22 protein-coding genes are annotated in these 22,945 nt (G+C 71.5%); 5 read left to right on the top strand and 17 right to left on the bottom strand.

Annotated features, from left to right (window positions below; all coding sequences use genetic code 11):
• Positions 1–12 precede the first annotated feature (12 nt).
• Together ACGF3J_RS13875 and ACGF3J_RS13870 are read right to left on the bottom strand one after the other, a co-directional pair.
• Positions 13–387 carry a VOC family protein gene (locus ACGF3J_RS13875; RefSeq protein WP_161330822.1) on the bottom strand — a complete coding sequence of 125 codons (375 nt, stop codon included), beginning with the start codon at positions 385–387 and terminating at the stop codon, positions 13–15.
• Positions 384–1,205: a trans-aconitate 2-methyltransferase gene (locus ACGF3J_RS13870; protein ID WP_161330823.1), complete on the bottom strand. Its 822-nt coding sequence runs from the start codon at positions 1,203–1,205 to the stop codon at positions 384–386. The genes ACGF3J_RS13875 and ACGF3J_RS13870 overlap by 4 nt, the downstream gene beginning before the upstream one ends.
• A gap of 118 nt (positions 1,206–1,323) precedes the next feature.
• Here ACGF3J_RS13870 and tamR point away from each other — a divergent pair, with 118 nt between their 5' ends.
• Complete coding sequence (tamR, locus tag ACGF3J_RS13865; RefSeq protein ID WP_122616995.1) at positions 1,324–1,821, top strand: MarR family transcriptional regulator TamR; 498 nt, start codon at positions 1,324–1,326, stop codon at positions 1,819–1,821.
• A 57-nt stretch (positions 1,822–1,878) separates the two neighbouring features.
• Here tamR and ACGF3J_RS13860 read toward each other — a convergent pair whose 3' ends face one another.
• Entirely contained in the window at positions 1,879–2,652 is a 774-nt protein-coding gene (locus ACGF3J_RS13860; protein ID WP_161330824.1) for a response regulator transcription factor, read from the bottom strand.
• Between the two features lie 304 nt (positions 2,653–2,956).
• Between ACGF3J_RS13860 and ACGF3J_RS13855 the strand changes: the two genes are divergently transcribed.
• The gene (locus ACGF3J_RS13855; RefSeq protein ID WP_161330825.1) at positions 2,957–3,418 is read left to right on the top strand and encodes an N-acetyltransferase; all 462 of its coding nucleotides are present in this window, start codon (positions 2,957–2,959) and stop codon (positions 3,416–3,418) included.
• Here ACGF3J_RS13855 and ACGF3J_RS13850 read toward each other — a convergent pair.
• The 5 genes from ACGF3J_RS13850 to galT form a co-directional block, all read right to left on the bottom strand.
• The gene (locus ACGF3J_RS13850; RefSeq protein WP_346346220.1) at positions 3,415–4,476 is read right to left on the bottom strand and encodes a hypothetical protein; all 1,062 of its coding nucleotides are present in this window, start codon (positions 4,474–4,476) and stop codon (positions 3,415–3,417) included. The genes ACGF3J_RS13855 and ACGF3J_RS13850 overlap by 4 nt on opposite strands.
• Positions 4,464–5,117, bottom strand: coding sequence for a hypothetical protein (locus tag ACGF3J_RS13845; RefSeq protein ID WP_161330826.1), 654 nt, complete (start codon positions 5,115–5,117; stop codon positions 4,464–4,466). Before ACGF3J_RS13845 ends, ACGF3J_RS13850 begins: the two co-directional genes overlap by 13 nt.
• An 81-nt stretch (positions 5,118–5,198) precedes the next feature.
• Entirely contained in the window at positions 5,199–6,362 is a 1,164-nt protein-coding gene (gene galK, locus ACGF3J_RS13840; protein ID WP_161330827.1) for a galactokinase, read from the bottom strand.
• A gap of 36 nt (positions 6,363–6,398) precedes the next feature.
• Entirely contained in the window at positions 6,399–7,361 is a 963-nt protein-coding gene (gene galE, locus ACGF3J_RS13835; protein ID WP_161330828.1) for a UDP-glucose 4-epimerase GalE, read from the bottom strand.
• Entirely contained in the window at positions 7,358–8,419 is a 1,062-nt protein-coding gene (gene galT, locus ACGF3J_RS13830) for a galactose-1-phosphate uridylyltransferase (protein ID WP_161330829.1), read from the bottom strand. Before galT ends, galE begins: the two co-directional genes overlap by 4 nt.
• A 189-nt stretch (positions 8,420–8,608) precedes the next feature.
• Here galT and ACGF3J_RS13825 point away from each other — a divergent pair, with 189 nt between their 5' ends.
• Together ACGF3J_RS13825 and ACGF3J_RS13820 are read left to right on the top strand one after the other, a co-directional pair.
• Positions 8,609–10,288: a sodium:solute symporter family protein gene (locus ACGF3J_RS13825; protein WP_125495073.1), complete on the top strand. Its 1,680-nt coding sequence runs from the start codon at positions 8,609–8,611 to the stop codon at positions 10,286–10,288.
• Between the two features lie 21 nt (positions 10,289–10,309).
• The gene (locus ACGF3J_RS13820; protein WP_161330830.1) at positions 10,310–10,618 is read left to right on the top strand and encodes a hypothetical protein; all 309 of its coding nucleotides are present in this window, start codon (positions 10,310–10,312) and stop codon (positions 10,616–10,618) included.
• 218 nt (positions 10,619–10,836) lie between these two features.
• On the opposite strand, the gene ACGF3J_RS13815 is transcribed toward ACGF3J_RS13820, so the two are convergent.
• The 4 genes from ACGF3J_RS13815 to ACGF3J_RS13800 form a co-directional block, all read right to left on the bottom strand.
• A complete protein-coding gene (locus ACGF3J_RS13815; protein WP_161330831.1) occupies positions 10,837–11,511 on the bottom strand; it encodes a LuxR C-terminal-related transcriptional regulator in 675 nt (224 codons plus the stop codon).
• Positions 11,512–11,751: 240 nt separating this feature from the next.
• Positions 11,752–13,605, bottom strand: coding sequence for a PQQ-binding-like beta-propeller repeat protein (locus ACGF3J_RS13810; RefSeq protein WP_393854159.1), 1,854 nt, complete (start codon positions 13,603–13,605; stop codon positions 11,752–11,754).
• Positions 13,606–13,668: 63 nt separating this feature from the next.
• Positions 13,669–15,459: a PQQ-binding-like beta-propeller repeat protein gene (locus tag ACGF3J_RS13805; protein WP_161330816.1), complete on the bottom strand. Its 1,791-nt coding sequence runs from the start codon at positions 15,457–15,459 to the stop codon at positions 13,669–13,671.
• 274 nt (positions 15,460–15,733) lie between these two features.
• A complete protein-coding gene (locus ACGF3J_RS13800) occupies positions 15,734–17,545 on the bottom strand; it encodes an ABC-F family ATP-binding cassette domain-containing protein (RefSeq protein WP_161330817.1) in 1,812 nt (603 codons plus the stop codon).
• Between the two features lie 156 nt (positions 17,546–17,701).
• Between ACGF3J_RS13800 and ACGF3J_RS13795 the strand changes: the two genes are divergently transcribed.
• Positions 17,702–18,292 (top strand): Uma2 family endonuclease, encoded by a 591-nt coding sequence (locus ACGF3J_RS13795; protein ID WP_161330818.1) that lies wholly within the window; start codon positions 17,702–17,704, stop codon positions 18,290–18,292.
• Positions 18,293–18,295: 3 nt separating this feature from the next.
• Here the strand turns inward: ACGF3J_RS13795 and ACGF3J_RS13790 are convergent, their stop codons facing one another.
• From ACGF3J_RS13790 to ACGF3J_RS13770, 5 genes are all read right to left on the bottom strand, one after another.
• Complete coding sequence (locus ACGF3J_RS13790; protein WP_161330819.1) at positions 18,296–19,192, bottom strand: 4-(cytidine 5'-diphospho)-2-C-methyl-D-erythritol kinase; 897 nt, start codon at positions 19,190–19,192, stop codon at positions 18,296–18,298.
• A gap of 7 nt (positions 19,193–19,199) precedes the next feature.
• Positions 19,200–20,060, bottom strand: a complete 861-nt coding sequence (gene rsmA, locus ACGF3J_RS13785; protein WP_161330820.1) for a 16S rRNA (adenine(1518)-N(6)/adenine(1519)-N(6))-dimethyltransferase RsmA — start codon at positions 20,058–20,060, stop codon at positions 19,200–19,202.
• A gap of 68 nt (positions 20,061–20,128) precedes the next feature.
• Positions 20,129–21,394 carry a ubiquitin-like domain-containing protein gene (locus ACGF3J_RS13780; protein WP_393854158.1) on the bottom strand — a complete coding sequence of 422 codons (1,266 nt, stop codon included), beginning with the start codon at positions 21,392–21,394 and terminating at the stop codon, positions 20,129–20,131.
• 104 nt (positions 21,395–21,498) lie between these two features.
• Positions 21,499–22,389 (bottom strand): TatD family hydrolase, encoded by an 891-nt coding sequence (locus ACGF3J_RS13775; RefSeq protein WP_161330709.1) that lies wholly within the window; start codon positions 22,387–22,389, stop codon positions 21,499–21,501.
• A gap of 42 nt (positions 22,390–22,431) precedes the next feature.
• Complete coding sequence (locus ACGF3J_RS13770; RefSeq protein WP_161330708.1) at positions 22,432–22,869, bottom strand: hypothetical protein; 438 nt, start codon at positions 22,867–22,869, stop codon at positions 22,432–22,434.
• Positions 22,870–22,945: the final 76 nt, after the last annotated feature.

Raw genomic sequence — 22,945 nt, 5'->3', positions numbered from 1 at the left:
GTGCGCCCGGCGTCACGAACGGGGTCGCTCGCCGGGCTCCAGGAACTCCAGGCGGTTGCCGACCGGGTCGGCGCAGTAGAAGCGCCGGTGGCCGGGCAGCTCGTCGTCCCAGGTGACGGACGCGCCCCGGGCCTCCAGCCGGGCGGCGTACGCCTCGATCCCGGTGACCCGCAGCCCGGGATGGGCCTTGCGGGCCGGGCGGAATCCGGGCTCGATCCCCAGGTGGAGCCGGACGGTGCCCGCCTGGAACCAGCAGCCGCCGCGGGCGGCGAGCGCGGGCGGCTTGGGGGTCTCGGCCATGCCGAGGACGCCCGTGTAGAACGCGCGCAGCGACTCCTCGGAGCCGGGCGGCGCGGCGAGCTGCACGTGGTCGACCGCGGTGATCACGCCTCCTCCGGCTTGCGGGCGACGGCGAAGACGCGGCGGAACGGGAAGGGGGTGCCGTGCGGTCCGGCCGGGTAGGCGGCGCGGAGGACCGTCCGGTACTCCTCGACGAAGGCGTCGCGGGCGGCCGGGTCGTCGTCGAGGGCGGCCAGTACGGGGCGCAGTCCCGTTCCCTTCACCCAGTCCAGCACGGCGTCCTCGCCGTCCAGCAGGTGGATGTACGTCGTCTCCCAGACGTCGGCGGTGCAGCCCGTGGCGGTGAGGTGGGCGAGGTAGGCCTCGGGGGTGAGGACGGCGTCGTCGTGGCGCAGGACGCCCGCGAGACGGTCCCGCCAGCGCGGGGAGTGGGCCAGCTCGCGCATCAGGCGGTGGCTGGGGGCGTCGAAGTTGCCGGGCACCTGGAAGGCGAGGGTGCCGCCGGGGGCGAGCCGGCCGATCCAGTCGGGGAGGCGGTCGACGTGGCCGGGGACCCACTGGAGGGTGGCGTTGCTGACGAGGAGGCCGACCGGCTCGTCCGGGGTCCAGGTGCGGGCGTCGGCGGCGGCGAAGCCGAGGTGACCGCCGCCGGGGGTCGGTCCCTCGTACTGCCGGGCCCGGTCGAGCATCGGGGGCGAGTTGTCGTAGCCGGTGATGCGGGCGGTGGGCCAGCGGTCGGCGAGCAGGGCGGTGGCGTTGCCCGGGCCGCAGCCGAGGTCGGCGATGCGGGGCGGGTCGCCCGGCAGGTCCGGGACACGGGCGAGGAGGTCGGCGAAGGGTCGGGCGCGGTGATCGGCGTGGCGGAGATACTGGGCGGGGTCCCAGGCGGGGGCGGTGGTGGGCATGGACTCTCCAGGGGTGGCCGTGCGGGACGGGTACCCAGCGTCGCGGGCATAGTATCTCGACGTCAAGACAATCGACATCAAGAGACTTCACGTCGACACAACCACTACACTGATCGACATGGAGGACGAGGTCGATCGACTGGTCGCAGCGTGGCGCCGGGAGCGCCCGGACCTCGACGTGGAACCGCTGGAGGTGCTGAGCCGGGTCAGCAGGCTCGCCCGGCACCTGGACCGCGCCCGCCGACTGGCTTTCTCCGAGCACCAGTTGGAGCCCTGGGAGTTCGACGTGCTCACCGCGCTGCGCCGGGCCGGCACCCCGTACCAGCTCTCACCGGGCCAGCTCCTCACCCAGACCCTGGTCACCTCGGGCACGATGACCAACCGTATCGACCGCCTGGCCAAGAAGGGCCTGGTCGAGCGGCTGCCCGACCCCAGCGACCGGCGCGGCGTGCTGGTCCGGCTCACGGACGAGGGCCGCGACCGCGCCGACCAGTCGCTCGCCGGGCTCCTGGCCCAGGAACGGGCCATCCTGGCCGAGCTGTCCCGCGCCCAGCGCAGCGAACTGGCGGCACTGCTACGCCAGCTGACCGCCCCGTTCGACAACATCCCCGGTTAGGGGCCTCCCGGGCAGATCGTGCCGCAGACGCGGGGGCTGGCACGCACACCGGCGTAGTCAGGCGCTGTTGCTTGCCTGCGACCCGATCTGCCCGGGAGGCCCCAAGTCGGCGGGCCCGACCCCCGCCCTCCTCGCCAGCGCCACCGCCGCGAGGGTGGAGTGGACGCCCAGCTTGCCCAGCACGTTCTGCATGTGGGTCCGCACGGTGTGCGGGGACAGGTACAGCCGCTCGGCGACGGCCTTGCGCCCGAGCCCGGCCACCATGCACCGCAGCACCTCGCGCTCCCTCGGCGTCAGCGACTCCACCAGGCGCTCGCTCTCGGTGCGGTGCTTGCGGGCGGCGGTCAGTTCGCGCAGGACGCCGGTGAGCAGGGCGGGCGGCAGATGCGTCTCGTCGCGCAGCACCCCGCGGATGACGCTGAGCAGCCGCGACAGGGAGCAGTCCTTGGCGACCCATCCGGAGGCGCCGGCCCCCAGCGCGAGCGCCGCCCGCCGGGGATCGTCCCGGCCGGCGAGGACGACGATCCGTACCCCCGGCTGCCCCGACCGCACGCCGGCGACCAGCGAGATCCCGTCCACCAGCCCGTCCTCGTTGCCCTCCCGCACGGGCACGGCGGGGCGGGTGCCGGGCACCCGGCCGCCCAGGTCGGCGTCGACGAGCAGCACGTCGAAGGGCCGTCCCTCGGACGCGGCCCGCTCCAGGCAACGCAGTGCGGCCGGACCGCTGCCGGCCGCGGAGACGTCGACGTCGGGCTCGGCGGCCAGGGCGGCGGCGAGCGACTCGGCGAAGATGCGATGGTCGTCGACGACCAGGACTCGGATACGAACCACGAAACCCCCTCCCCCGAGCTCCTCCCGGAGCAGGGGATACCCATCGTCTGTCCATCCTGGGAGGGCGACACCGGCACGGGTACGGCGCCCGAAGCCCCGTATCCAGCGGTGCGCTCGGTACTCCGGGTGGGAATGCCACGGCCGCACGGCCGCCGCCGCGCGTACACCGCTGTCCCGCCCCGAGCGCCGTACCCGGCTGTCTCGCCCCCTGAACGGCACCGGCCCCCACCGGTGCTGTTCATCAGAGTACGGGCGGGCGCCGGGAGCGGAAGGTTATTTGCAGAACTGACAGCCCCGCCCGTTTATGGTGAGCCGCATGTTTCGTCTTGTGACAGAAGTCGACAAAGCACGACGCGATCTGCTGCGCACCCGCCTGCGGGAGACGAACACCGCGGCGTCCTCGGTCCTGCGTTCGCTGCGCGGAACCCCTCACGAACGCGAATTTCCGTTGCACGTCTGGCTGCTGGACGCCTCCGGCGGCCTGGCCGGCGGCCTCGTCGGCCACACCTGGGCGACCTGGCTGCACGTGACCTACCTGTGGGTCGACGCCCGCCACCGCGGCACGGGCCTGGGCTCGACGCTCCTCGACGAGGCGGAACACACGGCCCGCACCGAACGCGGCTGCGTGGCCGCCCGCGTGGAGACCTGGGACTTCCAGGCCCCGGACTTCTACACGCGGCACGGCTACGACGTGATGTGCGTGATCCCCGACTACCCGCCAGGGGTCACGGAGTACACGCTGGTGAAACGGCTGGCCGCGGCCTAGCGGTTGACGGCCTGGATCTCCTGGACGACGACGTCCTGGCCTGCCCCGAACTCGCCGTCGGGCAGGTCGCCGCCGGCGCCGGTCGTGCTCGTCCAGCTGATCTTCCAGGTGACGGTGGCCTGGAGCTGGTACGAACCCTCGCCGGAGGAACGCAGGTACTTCACCCCGCAGGGCGGGGTCTCGTCGGCCTTGCCCTTGGCGTAGGGCGCGCCGATCCGCCCGTCGTGGATCTCGCACTGACCGGAGGCGGGGTACGTGACCGCGTCGTCCGTGCCCGGGGTGATCTTCAGCGACACCGGTTCGGCCGTGGTCGTCGCGCTGAGGCCGAGCATCGGGACGGAGGCGGTGACGGAGACGGGCTTGAACTCGGCGGTGTCGAGCCACGCCCAGGTCGGCAGGTTCACCTTCGTGGCACCCTGCGGCGCCAGGTCGACCTCGGTCGAGGGCACGCGGATCTCGGCGTAGGCGAGTTGGGCGAGCGTCTCGGCGGTGATGGCCTGGGGGCGGTCGGGGGGAGGCGCGTCGCCCTCATCCACCCAGAAGGGCAACTCGTCGCACTCCTGCGACGCCGGGTCGGCCTCGCGCCCTTCGGTGACGTAGGAGTCCCACCAGTACCCCTCGCCGTCCTTGTCCTTGTTGAAGTCCTTGTAGGGCTGCCCGTTGACGAAGTAGTTCTGGGTCTTCAGGGCCCACTCGTGGCTGGGCGCACTGCTCTCCCAGACCTGCCGCATCTGCGCGTCGAGTTCCTTGGCGGTGTGCTTGGGCGCGTAGTAGCAGGCGGGGGGTGTCCAGGAGGTACTGGAGGCGACGGTGCCGGCCGACTTACCGGTCCCGTTCTTGGACCGATCAAAGACGATCACTCCGCCGACGCCCGACTTGAGCGTGTCACCTTCACGCTCACCCGAGGCGCTCGTGTCGGCCGCCGGTCCGGGGTCGCCGATGGAGCCTGCTCCAGGATTGGTCTTGTCCGCGAAGGCGCTGGGCATCGAGCACAGCCACAACGAACCTGCGGCGACCGCGACGGCTCCGAGGCGCAGCAGCCGCGTCACGGCTGGCACCCGGTCGCACCGCGGGCCGACGTGATCTTCACGAGCTCCCAGACGCCCTGCTTGTTCTTGGCGACCTCGACGCTGTAGGCCACGTAACTGTCCTTGCTCACCTTCGTGCCCGTGAGCTCACCGGTCTTGATGACCTTGCTGTAGGCCTTGCTCTCGTCGGCGCAGTAGCCGATCGCAGCACTTGTCCCGGACTTCACCTTCACGGCACGGTCGAAGTACCGAGTCGTGCCCGTCACCGTCCAGCCCGCGTCCTTGAAGCCCTGGACCCACTTCTCAGCGGCGACGGCGCCCTCTCCCTCCGTGTAGAACTCAAGGGCGGGAAGGCGTGGATCCTGAGCAACGATCGCTGCGTCCAACGCCCGGACGAATTCGGCGTTGTCGCGCAGAATGGCGTCTTCGACGGATTTCCCGGTCTCTTCCGGCGAGAAGACGTCCTTGACGTCCGACGGCAACGTGACCTTGGGCCGCTCCGCGGAGCCCGTCGCGCTCGGTGAAGCCGACCTCGATGCCTGGCCGGTGTCCGCGCCCGCGATCTTGTCGTTGCCGTCGGAGTCGTCGTCACCGCCCCCGCACGCGGACAGCGTCAGGGCCGCGGTGGCGGCGAACGCGGCGGCTGTGAGGAACGTGGGGCGGCGATTCACGGAGGCTCCCGGTGGGGCGAGGGTTCACACGAGTGGCCCACGCTATCTACCGGGAGTGACGACCAACCAGTTGGGTTCCCGTCAGAGGATCCGCCGCGCCCCCGCCGACGGCACCGCCTCGAACACCCGGGGAGCCGTGAAGGCCGCTGCCGCGAAGGCCTCTTCGACCGCCTTGGTGATGGCGTCCACGTCGGTGGCCTCGGCGAGGACGATCGCCGAGCCGCCGAAGCCGCCGCCGGTCATCCGGGCGCCGAGGGCGCCGGAGGCGAGGGCGGTGTCGACGACCAGGTCCAGCTCCGGGCAGGAGATGCGGAAGTCGTCGCGGAGGGAGACGTGGCCCTCGACGAGGACGGGGCCGATGGCGCGGGTGTCGCCGGATTCCAGGAGGGACACCACGCGCTCCACGCGCTCGTCCTCCGTGACGACGTGCCGGACGAGACGGCGTACCTCCTCCTCGTCGCCCAGCCGTTCCAGCGCCGCGTCCAGGTCGGCGTAGGGCACGTCGCGCAGGGCGTCGACGCCGAGCAGCGCGGCGCCCTTCTCGCAGCCCGCGCGGCGCTTGCCGTACTCGCCCTCGCTGTGGGAGTGCTTGACCCGGGTGTCGACCACGAGCAGGCGCATGCCCTCGGCCGCGAGGTCGAAGGGGATCTGCTGCTGGGAGAGGTCGCGGGTGTCGAGGAACAGGGCGTGGCCCGCCTCGCAGCACGCCGACGCCGTCTGGTCCATGATGCCGACCGGCGCGCCGACGTAGACGTTCTCCGCGCGCTGGCACAGGCGGGCGAGCTGCCAGCCGCGCAGGCCGAGCGAGTAGAGGTCGTTCAGGGCCAGGGCGACGACGACCTCCAGGGCCGCCGAGGAGGAGAGGCCCGCGCCGGACGGGACCGTGGAGGCGAGGTGCACGTCGGCGCCGGTCAGCTCGTGACCCGCCTCGCGCAGCGCCCAGACGACACCCGAGGGGTACGCCGTCCAGGACTTGTCCGACCCGGGGTCCAGGTCGGCCACGCGCAGCTCGACGGGGTCGCCGGGGACGTCCGCCGAGTGCAGGCGCAGGATGCCGTCGTCACGCCGGGAGACGGCGGCGACCGCGGTGTGCGGCAGGGCGAACGGCATGACGAAGCCGTCGTTGTAGTCCGTGTGTTCGCCGATCAGGTTGACCCGGCCCGGCGCGGCCCACACCCCTTGCGGTTCCGCCCCGTACAGCTCCCGGAACCGCTCGCCGACGGTCCCTGCGACAGCCTCGCCCATGCCCTGACCCTCACCCTTCCGGTGACTCCGTAAGTACTAGCCCGCGTGGCGCTGCGCGAACTGCCACGCGTCCGCCACGATCCCCGCGAGATCCGCGCGGGACGGGTTCCAGCCCAGTTTCTCGCGTGCCGCGTCCGCCGACGCCACCAGGACCGCCGGGTCGCCGCCCCGGCGGGGGGCCACGACCTCGGGGATCGGGTGGCCGGTGACGCGGCGGACGGTCTCGACGACCTCGCGGACGGAGAACCCGTTGCCGTTGCCCAGGTTGCAGATGAGGTGCTCGCCGGGGGTGGCCGCCCCCACGGCGAGCAGGTGGGCCTCGGCCAGGTCGGCGACGTGGATGTAGTCGCGGACGCAGGTGCCGTCCGGGGTCGGGTAGTCGTCGCCGAAGACGGAGATCGCGTCGCGCCGGCCCTGGGCCACCTGGAGGACGAGCGGGATCAGATGCGACTCGGGGTCGTGGCGCTCGCCGTACTCGCCGTAGGCGCCCGCGACGTTGAAGTAGCGCAGCGACACCGCGCCCAGGCCGTGGGCCGCCGCCTCACCCGAGATCATGTGGTCGACGGCGAGCTTGGAGGCGCCGTACGGGTTGGTGGGCTTCGTCGGCGCGGACTCGACGATCGGGACCTCGTCCGGCTCGCCGTACGTCGCGGCGGTGGAGGAGAAGACGAGCCGCCGCACGCCCGCGCCCCGCATGGCCTCGAGGAGGGCCATGGTGCCGCCGACGTTGTTGTCCCAGTACTTCTCGGGCTTCACGACCGACTCCCCCACCTGGGAGAAGGCGGCGAAGTGCAGTACGCCGTCGAAGGTGGAGTCCAGCCACTTGGCGGCGTCGCGGATGTCCCCCTCGATGAACGAGGCGCCCGCCGGCACCCCTTCGCGGAAGCCGGTCGAGAGGTTGTCGAGGACGACGACCTCGTGCCCGGCCTCCACCAGATGCTGGGCGACGACGCTGCCGACGTAACCCGCACCGCCCGTCACCAGGTACTTCCCGCTCATGAACTCGCTACCTCTCGCAGTCGCTCGGCCGCGCGCTCCGGGGGCACGTCGTTGATGAACACGTTCATGCCGGACTCGGAGCCCGCGAGGAACTTCAGCTTGCCGGACGTACGGCGGATGGTGAAAAGCTCCAGGTGCAGCGCGAAGTCGTCCCGCGTCACGCCCTCGAACTCCTCCAGCTGCCCGAACGGGGCCTGGTGCCAGGCCGCGATGTAGGGGGTCGGAGGCTCGCCCTCACCGAAGATCCGGTCGAAGCGCCTCAACAGTTCCAGATAGACCTGGGGAAACTCTGTGCGCGCCGCCTCGTCGAGCGCGAGCAGGTCGGGCACCCTGCGCTTGGGGTAGAGGTGCACCTCGTACGGCCAGTGCGCCGCGTACGGCACGAAGGCCACCCACTCCTCGCTCTCCAGGACGACCCGCTCACCGGCCATCTCCTCCGCCAGAACGGCGTCGAACAGATTGTCCCCGCCCGTCGCGTCCTTGTGCGCGGCGAGTGAACGGAGCATCAGGGCGGTGCGGGGGGTGGTGAAGGGGTAGGCGTAGATCTGCCCGTGCGGGTGACCCAGCGTCACGCCGATCTCGGCGCCCCGGTTCTCGAAGCAGAACACCTGTTCAACGGAGGGCAGATGGGACAGCTCGGAGGTGCGGTCGGTCCAGGCGTCGAGCACGAGCCGGGCCTGCTCCTCGCTCAGGTCGGCGAAGGACGCGTCGTGGTCGGAGGTGAAGCAGACGACCTCGCAGCGGCCGGAGTCGCCGGCCAGCGAGGGGAAGCGGTTCTCGAAGACCACGACGTCGTACGACGAGTCCGGGATCTCGCTCAGCCGCTCGCCCTGCGAGGGGCACAGCGGGCACTGGTCGGCCGGGGGGTGGTAGGTGCGGCCCTGGCGGTGCGAGGCGACGGCGATCGAGTCGCCGAGCAGGGGATCGCGGCGGATTTCGGAGGTGGTGACGGTCCGCTCCAGCGGGCGGTGGTCCACCGCGTCGCGCACGGTGTCGTCACGCAGGTCGTAGTAGACCAGCTCGCGGCCGTCGGCCAGCCGGGTAGAGGTCTTCTTCACTGCCGCACTCCTCTGCACCCACCAATGCGCTCACCAGTCACCCAACACAATCAAACATAACACATCACAACCCACCACGGCCCGTCGTTCATCACAATCAAACAAAGTTCATCACCAGAAGTGTTCAATTACTGAACGCGGAGGCGTAGGTTCCGCTCCGGATCAGTTCGCGAACGAAGCGAGTGCTTAATGCAAACCCCCACATACCTAGCAGCAGAACTTCGGCTCCCCACCAACTGGCTCGACTACACGATCCTCGGGATCTACTTCGTCGTCGTCCTGGGCATCGGCTTCGCCGCCCGCCGCTCGGTCAAGACCAGCCTGGACTTCTTCCTCTCCGGCCGCTCGCTGCCCGCCTGGGTCACCGGTCTCGCCTTCGTCGCGGCCAACCTGGGCGCCACCGAGATCCTGGGCATGGCCGCCAACAGCGCCCAGTACGGCGTCTACACGACCCACTGGTACTGGATCGGCGCCATCCCGGCGATGGTCTTCCTCGGCCTGGTGATGATGCCGTTCTACTACGGCTCGAAGGTCAGGTCCGTCCCGGAGTTCCTCCTCCTCCGCTTCGACAAGGCCTCGCACCTGCTCAGTTCGGTCCTGTTCGCCGTGGCGGCCATCCTGATCGCGGGCGTGAACCTGTACGCCCTCGCGATCGTGGTCGAGGCGCTCCTGGGCTGGCCGGAGTGGGTGGCCATCGTGGTGGCCGGCTTCTTCGTCCTGGCGTACATCACCCTGGGCGGTCTGTCCTCGGCCATCTACAACGAGGTCCTCCAGTTCTTCGTGATCCTGGCCGGCCTCATCCCGATCACCATCCTGGGCCTGAAGAAGGTCGGCGGCTGGGACGGCCTGTCCGACTCCCTCTCGCAGTCACGGGGCTCCGACTTCATGACGGCGTGGGGCGGGACGGGGATCGGCAGCGACAACCCGCTGGGCGCCAACTGGCTGACCATCGTCCTCGGCCTCGGCTTCGTCCTCTCCTTCGGCTACTGGACGACGAACTTCGCCGAGGTGCAGCGCGCCCTGTCCGCCAAGAACCTCTCGGCGGCCCAGCGCACGCCCCTGATCGCCGCCTTCCCGAAGATCTTCATCGTCTTCGTGGTGATGATCCCGGGCCTGGTCGCCGCCGTCCTGGTCCCGAAGATCGGTACACCCGGTTCCGACCTCCAGTACAACGACGCGATCCCGTACCTGATGCAGCAACTGCTGCCCAACGGTGTCCTCGGCATCGCGGTGACCGGTCTGCTGGCCGCGTTCATGGCCGGCATGGCGGCCAACATCTCCTCCTTCAACACGGTCTTCACCACCGACATCTGGCAGAAGTACGTGAAGAAGGACCGCCCGGACGAGTACTACGTGCGCTTCGGCCGCCTGATCACCGTGATCGGCGTGCTGGCCTCGATCGGCACGGCGTTCCTGGCCTCGTCCTTCTCCAACATCATGAGCTACCTCCAGACGCTGTTCTCCTTCTTCAACGTGCCGATGTTCGTGGTCTTCATCATCGGCATGTTCTGGAAGCGGGCGTCGATGAAGTCCGGCTTCTGGGGCCTGATCGCGGGCACCACCGCCGCGATGGTGAACTACTTCGTCATCTACAAGCAGGGCATCATCGACATCCCCTCCGACCAGGGCGCCAACTTCGTCTCCGCGATCGCCGGCTTCGTGGCCGGCGCGGTGGTCATGGTCGCGGTGTCCCTGTTCACGGCCCCGAAGCCGGTCAGCGAGCTCCAGGGTCTGGTCTACGGCACGACGTCGCCCGGCATGTCCGAGGCACCGGCCAAGGGCGACGACGCCTGGTACCGCAAGCCGGCGCTGCTGGGCTGGGGCGCGGTCATCCTGGCCGCCGCCTGCTACATCCCGTTCTCGTTCTGATCGCGGGAGGATAGAGAGAGCATGTCTGATTCCTACTCCGACAAGAACGTCCAGGACGAGGTCTCCGAGCTGGAGACCAAGTCCGTCACGGCCGCGCGGCTGTTCGACATCCGGCGGATCATCGGCGGGCTGTTCGCGGTCTACGGCGTCATCGTGATGATCGCGGGCTTCGTGGCGTCCGACGCCGAGATCGACAAGGCGCAGGGGGTGAATATCAACCTCTGGACGGGGCTGGGGATGCTGGTCCTCGGCATCTTCTTCCTGGCCTGGCTGAAGCTCCGCCCCACGGCTCCGCCGACCCCGCCGCTGGAGGACGCGCCCAAGGAGTGACCCCACCCATGTGACGCCGGGGCGGTCAGGGCTCCGGCGTCGGTGCGGGCGCGGGGTGGGTGACGCGACCGGGGTTCATACGGCGCCCGGCGCGGGTGCGGGCCAGGGGTGGGTGACGCGGACCGGTGCTTGCCGGTGCCGCTGCGCCCACCCGTGCCGCCCCAGCGGCACGACTGCCCGCAGCTGGTGGGAAGGGACTGCCGGGTGCGGCACGCCGGTCAGCCGCCGGAGGTGCTCGCCCGGTCCAGCAACCCCGTCCGGGCCGCCAGTGCCGCTGCCTCCAGTCGTGAGCCCACCCCGAGCTTCATCAGGACCCGCTGCACATGGGTACGCGCCGTGGACGGTGCTATCCCCATGCCCGCCGCGATCAGCCGGGTGTCCTCGCCGTCGGCGACCCGGACCAGGACCTCCACCTCCCTCGGCGTGAGCATCTGCAGCAGCCGTGCCCCCTCGTCGTCGGGCTGCGCCGCCGGATTCAGCAGTTCCCCGAACGCCCCCTGCAACAGCGCCGGCGCCACCGCCGCCTCCCCGGCCCGCGCCTTCATGATCGCCCGCTCCACGCCCTCTATGCGCTCGTCGTGCCGGACGTACCCCGACGCCCCCGCCGCGAACGCCGCCGCGATCCCGCGAGGGCTCGGCACCGGGCCCAGCACCAGCACCGCCACCTGCGGACGCTCCCGCTTGATCCGCACCACCGGATCGAAGATCCCCGCCTCGGCCGGCGTCGCCGTCCCGAGCAGGCACACCTCCGGCGCCCGGCTGATCACCAGCTCGGCCGCCCCCGCGGCCGGCGCCGCCGCGGCCAGCACCCGGTGCCCGCGCAGCTTCAGCGCAGAGGCCAGCGCCTCGGCGAGCAATCGGTGATCGTCGACCACCATGAGCCGTACTCCCATAGAGCAACCCCCCAGTCACCCAGACCCCCGGCATGCCCCCGGAAGCTACACGCTAGCCGGATCCCGCGCTGCCGCTACCGGCGAGAATCGCCCCCGGATCACCGAATCCCACCCCAATACGCCCCCGCGCAGCGCCCCGCACCCACAAGACGGCCCCGCCCCCGCGGGAAGCGGGAACGGGGCCGAAGGACACTCAAGGACGCTCAGCGGCACCGAGAGGCACCGGGAGACACCACGGACTCAGCCGCTCGTGCCGAACCCGATCGCCAGGTACTCCTTCTCGTCCGCGCTGGTCGGCTCGCTGGCGAAGACCTGCGACATGTACAGGTGCCCCTGCGAGTAGAGGATCTCGGAGTAGTCCGGCGACATGCTGGACTCCACGTCCCGCACGGCTTCGGTCGCCGGGTTCTCCAGCAGCGTGGTCTGCTTGAACGACCCGCCGTCGATGCTGACGATCTGACCGCCCTTGTCGTACGGCGGCCGCTTGTAGGCGATCACGTTGCCGCCGTCCATGCGCAGCGGAATGATCGTGTAGTCCTCGCCGGCGTCCGCCCGCTGTCCCGTCTGCTTCCCGGTGGCCAGGTCGAAGGCGACGACCTCGTTGGTCCGGCTGTATGACTCGCCGCTGCCCTCGTGTTCCTCGGTCGGGATGTAGAGCCGGTTCTCACCGACCGCGAGCCCCGTGCAGTTCTCGATCTTGGTGATCGTGTCGCAGCGGGCCGCGAACTGCTCGCCGGGGACCGAGATGCGGGTGAGCAGCTTGCCGGTCTTGTTGTCGATCGAGAAGAAGTCCGAGATGCCGCTGCCGTCACCGGCGGAGTCACCGACGTCGGCGGCCACGACCAGCGGGTCCGTGGAGACGACGCCCGCGTACTCGATGCCCTTGGCCATCTTGTACTCGGAGATCACCTTCCCGCTCTTGGGGTCGATGGTCTGGATGTTCAGCTGCCGGGCGTCGTACGAGCCGCACTTGCGCACCGCGACCAGCTTGTCGCCGCCGCCGTACCCGGCGTCGTAGCAGGAGTCGGTCGCCTTCGGGGACCAGAGGACGTCGCCCTTGGCGATGTCGAAGCCGACGCCGCCCTCGGTGCTGCCGGCCGCGACGGTGTCGCCGCTGATCGTGACGTTGTTGAAGTTGATCGGCTGGTCACCGGCGGTCTTCGTCCACAGCTTCTTCCCGGCGTCCAGGTCGAGGACGGCGACCTGGGTGCAGCCGTGCGAGGGCTCGGCCTTGGTCGGCATGGCGGGCTGGTGGATGACGACCGTCTTGTTGTCGTCGGTGACGTGCTGGCTGGCCGCGCAGACCGGACCGGCGAGCTTGATCGACCACTGCTTGCTGCCCTTGCCGGGGTCGTACCCGACGACCTCGGCGATGCCGCTCTTGGCGTACACCTTGTCGGTGAGCCAGGAGCCGGAGACGACGACGCTGCTGTCGTCCTTGCTCACCGCGGGCGCGGGGACCTGGAAGAGCACCTTGGCGGCGGGGTCGGAGGGGACCTTCTCCGTGCCGGCCGAGGACTCGCCGCCCTCGCCGCCCTTCTCGTCGGTGCCGCCCTTGCCACCGGTGCCCCCGCTGGAACTGGCGGTGTCGTCCTTGCCGCCGTCGCCGGAGGACTTGGCGTACCAGACCCCGCCGCCGATGATCAGCGCGATCGCGACGACGGCCGACACGATGATCGCCAGCTGGGCGTTGATCTTCCGTCCGCCGCCCGGCCCGCCGGGCTGGGGCTGCATCGGCACGGTCGCCTGGGGATAGCCGTACTGCGGCTGCCCGGGCTGCCCCGGCTGCCCGTACGCCGGCGTCGGCTGCCCGTACGGCCCCGGCTGCCCGTACGGCCCGGGCTGCCCGGGCTGCTGACCGGGGTAGCCGTAGCCCGGCTGGGGCTGCGGCGGAGTCTGCGGATACCCGTACCCCGGCTGCTGCGGAGGCGGTCCCGCCGGCGGAGTGGGCGGAGCCGCGGGCGCCTGCGGCGGGGTCTGCGGGGGCGTCTGCGGGTAGCCGTACCCCGGCTCGGGAGCCTTCCCGAAGTCGGGCGTCCCCCCAGAAGGCGGCGTGGGCGGCTGGTTGGGCGGCGGGGGCGGCGGCTGGCTCATGGCGTGACTACCTCGGGGAAGCGGGGACGACGGGAAGAAAGTCGGAGAGAGCGGCGAAGAAGGTCACTTGCCGTAGGCGAGCATCAATTTCTCCTTCGACTCGTCGTTTCCGGTCAGGCGGGTGGTGGAGATGTAGAACCGCCCGTCGACCCAGTCGATGTCCTTGGAGTAGAAGCTGTTCTCGATGTCCGCGACGCCCTGCGGGTTCTGCAGCAGCTTGGCCGGCGCGTGGCCGCTGCCGCCGGTCGGGATGGCGACGACCTGGCCACCCGCGTCGTAGGACGGCTGGACGTACGCGACGAGCTGGTCGCCCTCGACCTTCAGCGGCACCATCGACTCGTCCGCGGGGGACTTCGTGCGCCACTTCTCCTTGCCGGTGGCGAGGTTGATCGCGACGATCTCGTTGGCGCCGCTGGTCGCCTCGGTGGGCAGGTAGAGGGTGTTGTCGGCGACCGCGACGCCGGAGCAGCCCTGGAGGTCGCGTTCGAGGATGGCCCAGCCGCACTCGGGGGCGAAGTCCTCGTCGACGCCGACCTGTTCGAGGACCTTGCCGCCGGAGGTGAAGGTGGAGATGTTCCAGACCTTCTTGTCCTCGTTGGTGGCGTAGACGACCAGCGGGTCGACGGAGTAGGCGCGGGCGACCCGCCAGCCCTTGTCGTACTTGTAGGTCCACAGGACCTTGCCGGTCTTCGGGTCGAGTCCCTGGATCTCGTCGTGCTCGTTGTTGCCGCCGGCGCCGCAGGAGGCGACCTGGACGAGCTTCTTGGCGCTGCCGGCGAATCCGGCGGGGAAGCAGGCGTCGCCGTACCGCTTCTTGTCGTACAGCTTCTTGCCGCTGGTGACGTCGTAGGCGGTGCCGGACTGGGAGCGGCCGACCATCAGCGTGGTGCCGCTGACGGAGAGTTCGACGGAGAGCGTGGAGTCGAACAGCTCGCCGTCGGCGACGTCCTCGGTCCAGCCCTTCGCACCGGTGGCGAGGTCGATCTCCTGGAGCTTGTTGCACTTGGCGCGGTCGCTGGAGCCGCTCATGTAGGCGACGACGATCTTGTCGTCGGCCGTCTTCTCCGGGGTGACCGCGCAGATCTTCTCCGGGAAGGCGATCGGGTCCCAGGTGGGCTTGCCGTCGCCGACGTTGTAGGCGAAGACCTGCTTGTACGCCGCCTTCACCGCGGTCTTGTCGGTGATCCACATGCCGTTGGCGTCGGCGCCGGAACCGGGGGCGTCGGGCGCCTCCTTGTACCAGAGCACCTTGGACTCGCCGGCCTGGCGGCCCTCGTTGAGATTGTCGGGGTCCTCGCCGCCGTCACCGCTGCCGTCGCCGGGGTTGACCGGGGCGTCGCCGCCGGAGCCGGAGGGCTTCGGGTCGTCGCTCTTGCCGGCCACCGGCTTCTTGTCCTTGTCGTCACCGCCGTTGGCGGTCACCGCCCACACGCTGCCGCCGATGACCAGCAGGGCCGCGACCGCGGCGCCGACGACGAGGGCGGGCTTGCCCTTGAAGGGGTTGCGGGAGCCCGGGCCGCCGGGCGGCGGGGTGCCGGGGCCGCCCGGGTACTGCGGCTGCGGGTAGCCGTAGCCCGGCTGCTGGCCGTACGGTCCCGGCTGCTGGGGCTGGGCGTAGGGGCCGGAGTTGTACGGTCCGGGCTGCCCGTAGGGCCCCGGCTGGCCGGGCTGCTGCTGCGGGTAGCCGTACCCCGGCTGGGGCGGCGGGCCGGACGGCGGGCCCTGCGGGGGCGGCGGCGTCTGGGGCGGGCCCTGCGGGGGCGGCGGGGTCGGCGCCCCGAAGCCTCCCGGCGGTGGGTCCTGCGGTGCTCCGAAGCCACCCTGCTGCGGCGGCTGGTTGGGCGGCTGGCTCATCAGCGCGTTCCCCCTTATGACTCACTGATTTTTAGCCACGACCCGGGGTACGCGCTGCCCCCGCGGTCGTCTCAGGCGATCGTCCGGACTGTCGCGGACAGTCCTCCGAGACACTCCTCGGACGGCCTTTCTATCACCCGCGGCCGACAGCCCACCGGGCCGCGTCCGCCCCTGTTCCCAAGGGAGAACCGGCCCGTGATGCCACTGTTACGCGCCTTCACGCCCTCTTCACGCCACCCGCGCCCCCCACGCGCAGGGCTCCGGAGGCCAAGGGCTAGGCGTCCTCGGCCAGTTCAAGCCAGCGCGTCTCCAGCTCCTCGCGCTGCCCGGCCAGTCCGCGCAGCTCGGCGTCCAGTTCGGCCACCTTCGCGAAGTCCGTGGCGTTCTCGGCGATCCGGGCGTGCAGCTTGGTCTCCTTCTCGGAGACCTTGTCGAGCTGCCGCTCGATCTTCTGGAGCTCCTTCTTGGCGGCGCGCGCGTCGGCGGCGCTCTTCTCGGGCACGTCGGCGGGCTTGCGCACCGGGGCGGGCACCGCCGCCGCGGCCGCCTCCTCCATGCGCTGCCTGCGCTCCAGGTACTCGTCGATGCCGCGCGGCAGCATCCGCAGCGCGCCGTCGCCGAGCAGGGCGAAGACCCGGTCGGTGGTCCGCTCGACGAAGAACCGGTCGTGGGAGATGACGATCATCGAGCCGGGCCAGCCGTCGAGCACGTCCTCCAGCTGGGTCAGGGTCTCGATGTCGAGGTCGTTGGTGGGCTCGTCGAGGAAGAGGACGTTGGGCTCGTCCATGAGCAGGCGCAGCAGCTGGAGCCGCCGCCGCTCACCGCCGGAGAGGTCGCCGACCGGCGTCCACTGCTTCTCCTTGCCGAAGCCGAAGGTCTCGCACAGCTGTCCGGCGGTCATCTCGCGGCCCTTGCCGAGGTCGACGCGCTCGCGGACGCGCTGCACCGCCTCCAGCACCCGCCAGGTGGGGTCGAGTTCGGCGACCTCCTGGGAGAGGTAGGCCAGCTTGACCGTCCGGCCGACGCGGACCCGACCGCTCACCGGCTGCTCCTCGCCGTCGCTGCGGGCGGCGTCCCTGAGGGCGCGCAGCAGGGAGGTCTTGCCCGCGCCGTTGACGCCGACCAGGCCGATGCGGTCGCCGGGGCCGAGCTGCCAGGTGACGTGCTTGAGCAGCACCTTGGGGCCGGCCTGGACGGTCACGTCCTCCAGGTCGAACACGGTCTTGCCGAGCCGGGACGAGGCGAACTTCATCAGCTCGCTGCTGTCCCGGGGCGGCGGCACGTCGGCGATCAGCTCGTTGGCGGCCTCGACGCGGAAGCGCGGCTTGGAGGTACGGGCGGGGGCACCGCGCCGGAGCCAGGCCAGCTCCTTGCGGACCAGGTTCTGCCGCTTGGTCTCCTCGGTGGCGGCGATGCGCTCGCGCTCGGCGCGGGCGAAGACGTAGTCGGAGTAGCCGCCCTCGTACTCGAAGACGTCGCCGCGCTGCACGTCCCACATGCGGGTGCAGACCTGGTCGAGGAACCACCGGTCGTGCGTCACGCAGACGAGCGCGGACCGGCGCTCGCGCAGGTGCCGGGCGAGCCAGGCGATGCCCTCGACGTCGAGGTGGTTGGTGGGCTCGTCGAGGACGACGAGGTCCTGCTCCTCGATGAGGAGCTTGGCGAGCGCGATCCGGCGCCGCTCGCCACCGGAGAGCGGCCCGATGACGGTGTCGAGCCCCTGCGGGAAGCCCGGCATGTCAAGCCCGCCGAACAGCCCGGTCAGCACGTCCCTGATCTTGGCGTTGCCGGCCCACTCGTGGTCGGCCAGGTCGCCGATGACCTCGTGCCGGACGGTGGCCTCGGGGTCCAGGGAGTCGTGCTGGGTGAGCACGCCGAGCCGCAGCCCGCCGGAGTGGGTGACGCGGCCGGTGTCGGGCTCCTCCAGCCTGGCCAGCATCCGGATCATGGTCGTCTTGCCGTCGCCGTTACGGCCGACGACGCCGATACGGTCCCCTTCGGAGACGCCGAGGGACACGCCGTCGAGGAGTGCACGGGTGCCGTACACCTTGCTGACGTTCTCGACATTGACCAGATTGACGGCCATTTCTCTCCTGCCTGGGGGATCGATCAGCCTTCCAGCGTAGGCCCTCCGGGGGGTGGGGTGGCGCGGGCGGGGGTCGTCACTCGTTGTAGTGACGTGATGCGAAGGGCGCGGCTACCGTGGTGAGTGGGCAGCAGGATCCCGTCCATGGGAGGAACCATGACCGCCGAGTCCGTCAAGCGCCGCGTCGAGTGGCCGGTGCCGCCGCAGGACGGTTACACCGTGGACGACCTGTTCACGCTGCCTGATCTCCCGCCGCACACCGAGCTGATCGACGGGAGCCTGGTTTTCGTGAGTCCGCAGCGGGATTTTCACACCATCGTGATGGACATGTTGGTCAGCGGTCTCCGCGCGACACTGCCACCCGAGCTGCGGGTGCGTAGGGAAATGACCATCGTCCTCGACCAGCGGAACGGCCCTGAGCCGGATGTGAGCGTCCTTCGTGCCGAGGCGATCGGGCGGAAGAAGACTCGTTACGCGGCAGCCGACGTCCTGCTCGCCATCGAGGTCGTCTCCCCCGACTCCGAGTCCCGCGACCGTGACACGAAGCCGCACAAGTACGCCGCCGCCGGAATCCCCCACTTCTGGCTGGTCGAGATGGAGGGCGTGGAAGACCGTCCGGTCGTCCACGTCTACGAGCGCGGCAGGGTCACCGGCACATACGCCCTCACAGGCATCCACCACGACCACCTGAAGATCAGCGTCCCCTACGACATCGACATCGATCTGACCGCCGTCGACAACCTCTGACCCTCACACCACCGTCGCCCCCGCCACCGCCCCCACCGCCGTCCGCACGTCACGGCAGGTTCCCGACGCCCGTAGCACCCCGGCGATGTCGGAGGCGGAGCCGGCGTCCGGGGCGAGGAAGGCCGTGGTCGGGCCCGAGCCCGAGACCATTGCCGCCAGCGCGCCCGCCGCCCGTCCCGCGGCGAGGGTGTCGGACAACTCGGGGAAGAGGGAGAGCGCGGCGGGCTGGAGGTCGTTCGAGACGGCCACCGCGAGCGCCGTGGGGTCGCCCTTCGCGAGGGCGTCCAGCACCGCCTGGTCGGCGACCGGCTCCGGGATGTCCAGGCCCTCCGCCAGCCGGTCGAACTCGCGGAACACGGCCGGCGTCGACAGTCCCCGCCCGGCCAGCGCGAAGACCCAGTGGAACTCGCCGCCCACCTCAAGACCGGTCAGCTTCTCGCCCCGCCCGGTGCCCAGCGCCGCCCCGCCGACCAGGCTGAACGGCACGTCGCTGCCCAGCTCGGCGCAGATGTCGAGCAGTTCGTCGCGGGAGGCGCCGGTGCCCCACAGCGCGTCGCAGGCGAGCAGGGCGCCCGCGCCGTCCGCGCTGCCGCCCGCCATGCCGCCGGCGACGGGGATGTCCTTGACGATGTGCAGGTGCACGTCGGGTTCGCGGCCGTACCGCTCGGCGAGGGCCAGCGCGGCGCGGGCGGCCAGGTTGGTGCGGTCCAGGGGCACCTCCCCGGCGTCGGGGCCCTCGCAGGTGACGCGGAGCCCGCCGGCGTCCGGGACCGCGGTGACCTCGTCGTGGAGGGAGACGGCGAGGAAGACGTTGGCGAGGTCGTGGAAGCCGTCGGGGCGGGCGGCGCCGACCGCGAGCTGGACGTTGACCTTGGCGGGGACGCGGACCGTCACGCTCACTTGCTCGTCACTCCTTGTGTTCGGCGATACGCGCGAACTCTTCCACGGTCAGCGCCTCTCCGCGCGCCTGCGGCGACACGCCCGCGGCGACGAGCGCGGCCTCGGCGGCCGCGGCGGACCCCGCCCATCCGGCGAGGGCGGCCCGCAGCGTCTTGCGGCGCTGGGCGAACGCGGCGTCGACGACGGCGAAGACCTCGCGCTTGGAGGCGGTGGTCTTCAGCGGCTCGGTACGCCGGACGAGGGACACGAGTCCGCTGTCGACGTTGGGCGCGGGCCAGAAGACGTTGCGGCCGATGGATCCGGCCCGCTTGACCTCGGCGTACCAGTTGGCCTTCACGGACGGCACTCCGTACACCTTGTTGCCGGGTCCGGCGGCGAGGCGGTCGGCGACCTCGGCCTGGACCATGACGAGGGTGCGCTCGACGGTCGGGAAGGTGTCGAGCATGTGGAGGAGGACGGGCACGGCCACGTTGTACGGCAGGTTGGCGACCAGCGCGGTCGGGGCGGGGCCCGGCAGCTCGGTCACGTGCATGGCGTCGGAGTGGACGAGCGCGAACCGGTCGGCGCGCTCCGGCATGCGGGCGGCGACGGTGGCGGGCAGGGCGCCGGCGAGTACGTCGTCGATCTCGACGGCGGTGACCCGGTCGGCGGCCTCCAGCAGGGCCAGGGTGAGCGAGCCGAGACCCGGTCCCACCTCGACCACCACGTCGTCGGGGCGGACCTCGGCGGTGCGGACGATACGGCGGACGGTGTTGGCGTCGATGACGAAGTTCTGGCCGCGCTGCTTGGTGGGGCGCACGCCGAGGGCGGCCGCGAGTTCGCGGACGTCGGCGGGGCCCAGAAGGGCGTCGGGGGTGGGGCTGCTCACCCCGCAAGGGTATCCGGGGGCGGCGGCGGCTCCGCCGGGGTCGTGCGCGGGACCGGGGGTGGGCCCCGTCAGCCCCGCAGCCGGGCCCCGCAGTGCGGCCAGGAACCGGCGCCCGCGCGGACGTACAGCTGCTTCGCCCGGTACGTCTGCTCCGCGGCGGTCGCGTCCTGCGGGCGGCCCTCGCCGCCGAGGCTCTGCCAGGTGTGGGTGTCGAACTGGTAGAGGCCCCCGTAGGTGCCCGAGGGGTCGACGGCGTCCGGGCGGCCGCCCGACTCGCAGGCGGCGAGTCCCCGCCAGTTGAGGTGGTCGGCGCCCCCCACGGACGTGGGGCGGGGGCGGGTGCCGACCAGGATGATCTGCGTGCGGGGTTCGCGCACCAGCTCGGTGCGGAGCCGGCGGGGCTTCTGCCGGACGCCGTTGACGGTGCGCAGGGCGTAGGTGGTGCGGCGCAGTCCGGGCCGGCCGGCCTGCTGGACGACCTCCGTGCCGCGGTACAGCGAGGAGTCCTCCGCCCGGCGGACGTCGAAGGGGACCGGGTCCTCGTGGACCTCCTGCGAGCCGGTGATCCGCAGCACGGTGACGGTCTGGCCGTCGCGGGGGAAGCCGGTCGCGGGGACCGAGGTGGTGTCCTCGCCGTGCAGGGTCACCCCGGCCGCCTCGACCGCCTCCCGCACGGTCGCGGCGTTGGTGCGCACGGTGCGGGCCCGGCCGTCCGCCATGACGGTCACCACGCGCTCGGTCCGCACCGTCAGGGCGAGGCCCTCGCGGCCGATGCGCCGGGAGCCCTCGGTGGACAGGTGGGCGCCCTCCGTCCGGACGCCGAGCTGCCGCAGCGCGCCGTGCACCGTCTCCGCGGTCGTCCACACCTGGCGCCGGTGGCCGTCGAGGGTGAGCAGGACGGGGCGCCCGTGGCGGACGGCGATGTCCTCACCGCTGGTCAGCGGGGTGCCGGGGGCCGGCACGATCACGTCGTGGGCGCCGACCTCGACGCCCTCCTGCGCGAGCAGCTCGGTCACGTCGTCGGCGAAGGTGTGCAGCGTGCGGGGCGTCCCGTCGACGGTCAGCTCGACCGCCTTGTCCTTGGCCACGAAGGCGGTGGTGCCGCCCGCGAGGAAGGCCACGACCAGCGCGCGGGGCAGCAGGCGGCGCAGGGAGCCGTCCGCGCGTCCGGCCTCCCGCGCCCGGCGCCGCCGCTCGGCCCGCCCGTCGCCCGGCGTGCGGGCGGACGGAAGGACGGTGCCGTACGGCAGGGTCGGCGCGCTGTGCACGTCGTACGGTGCGAGGTACTCGTGTCCCTCAAAGACCTCGGTGGTCTCGAACTGCGTTCTGCTCACGCCGACACGCTCCAGGGGTCCGGATCGGGCCCCCAGAACCTAGCGGAGCGCCCGTCACTCTCCAAAGCGACGCGACTACGCAGCGTGGCGCGGCCTGCCGCCGGTCAGTAGCCGAAGGCGCGGGCCGTGTTCGCGGCCAGGGCGGTCGCGAGGGTGTCCTCGTCGACGCCCCGCACCTCGGCCATCGCCCGCACCGTGACCGGCACCAGGTAGGGGGCGTTGGGGCGGCCCCGGTAGGGCATCGGAGTCAGGAACGGCGCGTCGGTCTCCACCAGGACCAGTTCCAGGGGGGCGACCGCGAGGGCGTCGCGCAGGTTCTGGGCGTTCTTGAAGGTGACGTTGCCCGCGAAGGACATGTAGTACCCGGCGCGGGCGCAGATCCCGGCCATCTCGACGTCGCCGGAGTAGCAGTGGAAGACGGTGCGCTCGGGGGCGCCCTCCTCCTTGAGGACGCGCAGGACGTCGGCGTGGGCGTCCCGGTCGTGGATGACCAGGGCCTTGCCGTGCCGCTTGGCGATCTCGATGTGGGCGCGGAAGGACCGCTCCTGCGCCTCCTTGCCCTCGGGCCCGGTGCGGAAGTAGTCGAGGCCGGTCTCGCCGACGCCCTTGACCTGCTCCAGCGCGGCCAGCCGGTCGATCTCCGCGAGGGCGTCGTCGAGCGCCGCGTCCCCGCCCGGCTGCCGCGCCCCCTGCCGCGACCAGCCGTCGGGATCGCCGTGGACGATGCGCGGCGCCTCGTTGGGGTGCAGGGCGACGGTGGCGTGCACGGCCTCGTACGCCGCCGCGGTCTCGGCCGCCCAGCGGGAGCCGGCGAGGTCGCAGCCGACCTGGACGACGGTGGTGACCCCGACGGACGCGGCCTTGGCGAGTGCCTCCGCCACCGTGCCGGACTGCATGTCGAGGTGGGTGTGCGAGTCGGCGACCGGCACCCGGAGGGGGTCGGGGAGCGGGGGCGCGTCGTTCTTGTCGGAGCGTCCCGAGGCGTTCGAAGGCATGCTCCGATCCTACGAAAACCCTCGCCCGCCCCCCCGAAGGCGTCAGCTCGCCCGGCGGTGGAGATGGAGGGCGTGCAGCAGGTCGCCCAGGTGCCAGTGCCGGCGTTCGGCGGTGAGACCCGCCGCCCCCGGTCCGGGCGCCTCGGGCACCCGCGGCACCTCCAGGGGGCCGGCGGCCGGCACCCGGTGCGGGCCGTGGTCGGCGCCGCGGACCGAGGCGACCCGCCCGGGCCGCATGATCCGTACGACGTGGTTGTCGCAGTTGGCGCAGGTCGGCCGGGTCAGCGGGGAGGGCACGACGCGGCCGTCCGAGACGTAGCGCACGTACTCGTTGCCGTCGGCGTCCTTGCGGTGCTCGATCTCGAAGGACTGCTCCCAGCCGTGCCCGCAGCGCATGCAGGCGAAGGAGTACGACTCGTGGACGACGGAGGTGGCCCCGGAGGGTATTCCGGCCCGTGCCGCGCTCTCATTCGTGCTCATCCCGGCTCCTTCGGTTCGTTCGCCGTTCCTTCCTCCAGTGGACTCCTCCACCGGTCGGAAAGCACCAGGCAGTGCC

It is taken from the genome of Streptomyces sp. NPDC048171, from assembly GCF_043202655.1.
In the GTDB taxonomy this organism is placed as follows: domain Bacteria; phylum Actinomycetota; class Actinomycetes; order Streptomycetales; family Streptomycetaceae; genus Streptomyces.
The sequence above is the reverse complement of the archived record's forward strand: the minus strand, read 5'-3'. Positions and strand labels throughout refer to the sequence as shown.

What these genes read in the sequence shown, in the direction of transcription:
- ACGF3J_RS13795 (WP_161330818.1), top strand. Translation starts at nt 17,702, where the DNA reads ATGACCGCCGAGTCCGTCAAGCGCCGCGTCGAGTGGCCGGTGCCGCCG.
- tamR (WP_122616995.1), top strand. Translation starts at nt 1,324, where the DNA reads ATGGAGGACGAGGTCGATCGACTGGTCGCAGCGTGGCGCCGGGAGCGC.
- ACGF3J_RS13810 (WP_393854159.1), bottom strand. Translation starts at nt 13,605, where the DNA reads ATGAGCCAGCCGCCGCCCCCGCCGCCCAACCAGCCGCCCACGCCGCCT.
- ACGF3J_RS13870 (WP_161330823.1), bottom strand. Translation starts at nt 1,205, where the DNA reads ATGCCCACCACCGCCCCCGCCTGGGACCCCGCCCAGTATCTCCGCCAC.
- galE (WP_161330828.1), bottom strand. Translation starts at nt 7,361, where the DNA reads ATGAGCGGGAAGTACCTGGTGACGGGCGGTGCGGGTTACGTCGGCAGC.
- ACGF3J_RS13805 (WP_161330816.1), bottom strand. Translation starts at nt 15,459, where the DNA reads ATGAGCCAGCCGCCCAACCAGCCGCCGCAGCAGGGTGGCTTCGGAGCA.
- ACGF3J_RS13855 (WP_161330825.1), top strand. Translation starts at nt 2,957, where the DNA reads ATGGTGAGCCGCATGTTTCGTCTTGTGACAGAAGTCGACAAAGCACGA.
- ACGF3J_RS13775 (WP_161330709.1), bottom strand. Translation starts at nt 22,389, where the DNA reads ATGCCTTCGAACGCCTCGGGACGCTCCGACAAGAACGACGCGCCCCCG.
- ACGF3J_RS13800 (WP_161330817.1), bottom strand. Translation starts at nt 17,545, where the DNA reads ATGGCCGTCAATCTGGTCAATGTCGAGAACGTCAGCAAGGTGTACGGC.
- galK (WP_161330827.1), bottom strand. Translation starts at nt 6,362, where the DNA reads ATGGGCGAGGCTGTCGCAGGGACCGTCGGCGAGCGGTTCCGGGAGCTG.
- ACGF3J_RS13770 (WP_161330708.1), bottom strand. Translation starts at nt 22,869, where the DNA reads ATGAGCACGAATGAGAGCGCGGCACGGGCCGGAATACCCTCCGGGGCC.
- ACGF3J_RS13820 (WP_161330830.1), top strand. Translation starts at nt 10,310, where the DNA reads ATGTCTGATTCCTACTCCGACAAGAACGTCCAGGACGAGGTCTCCGAG.
- ACGF3J_RS13825 (WP_125495073.1), top strand. Translation starts at nt 8,609, where the DNA reads ATGCAAACCCCCACATACCTAGCAGCAGAACTTCGGCTCCCCACCAAC.
- ACGF3J_RS13815 (WP_161330831.1), bottom strand. Translation starts at nt 11,511, where the DNA reads ATGGGAGTACGGCTCATGGTGGTCGACGATCACCGATTGCTCGCCGAG.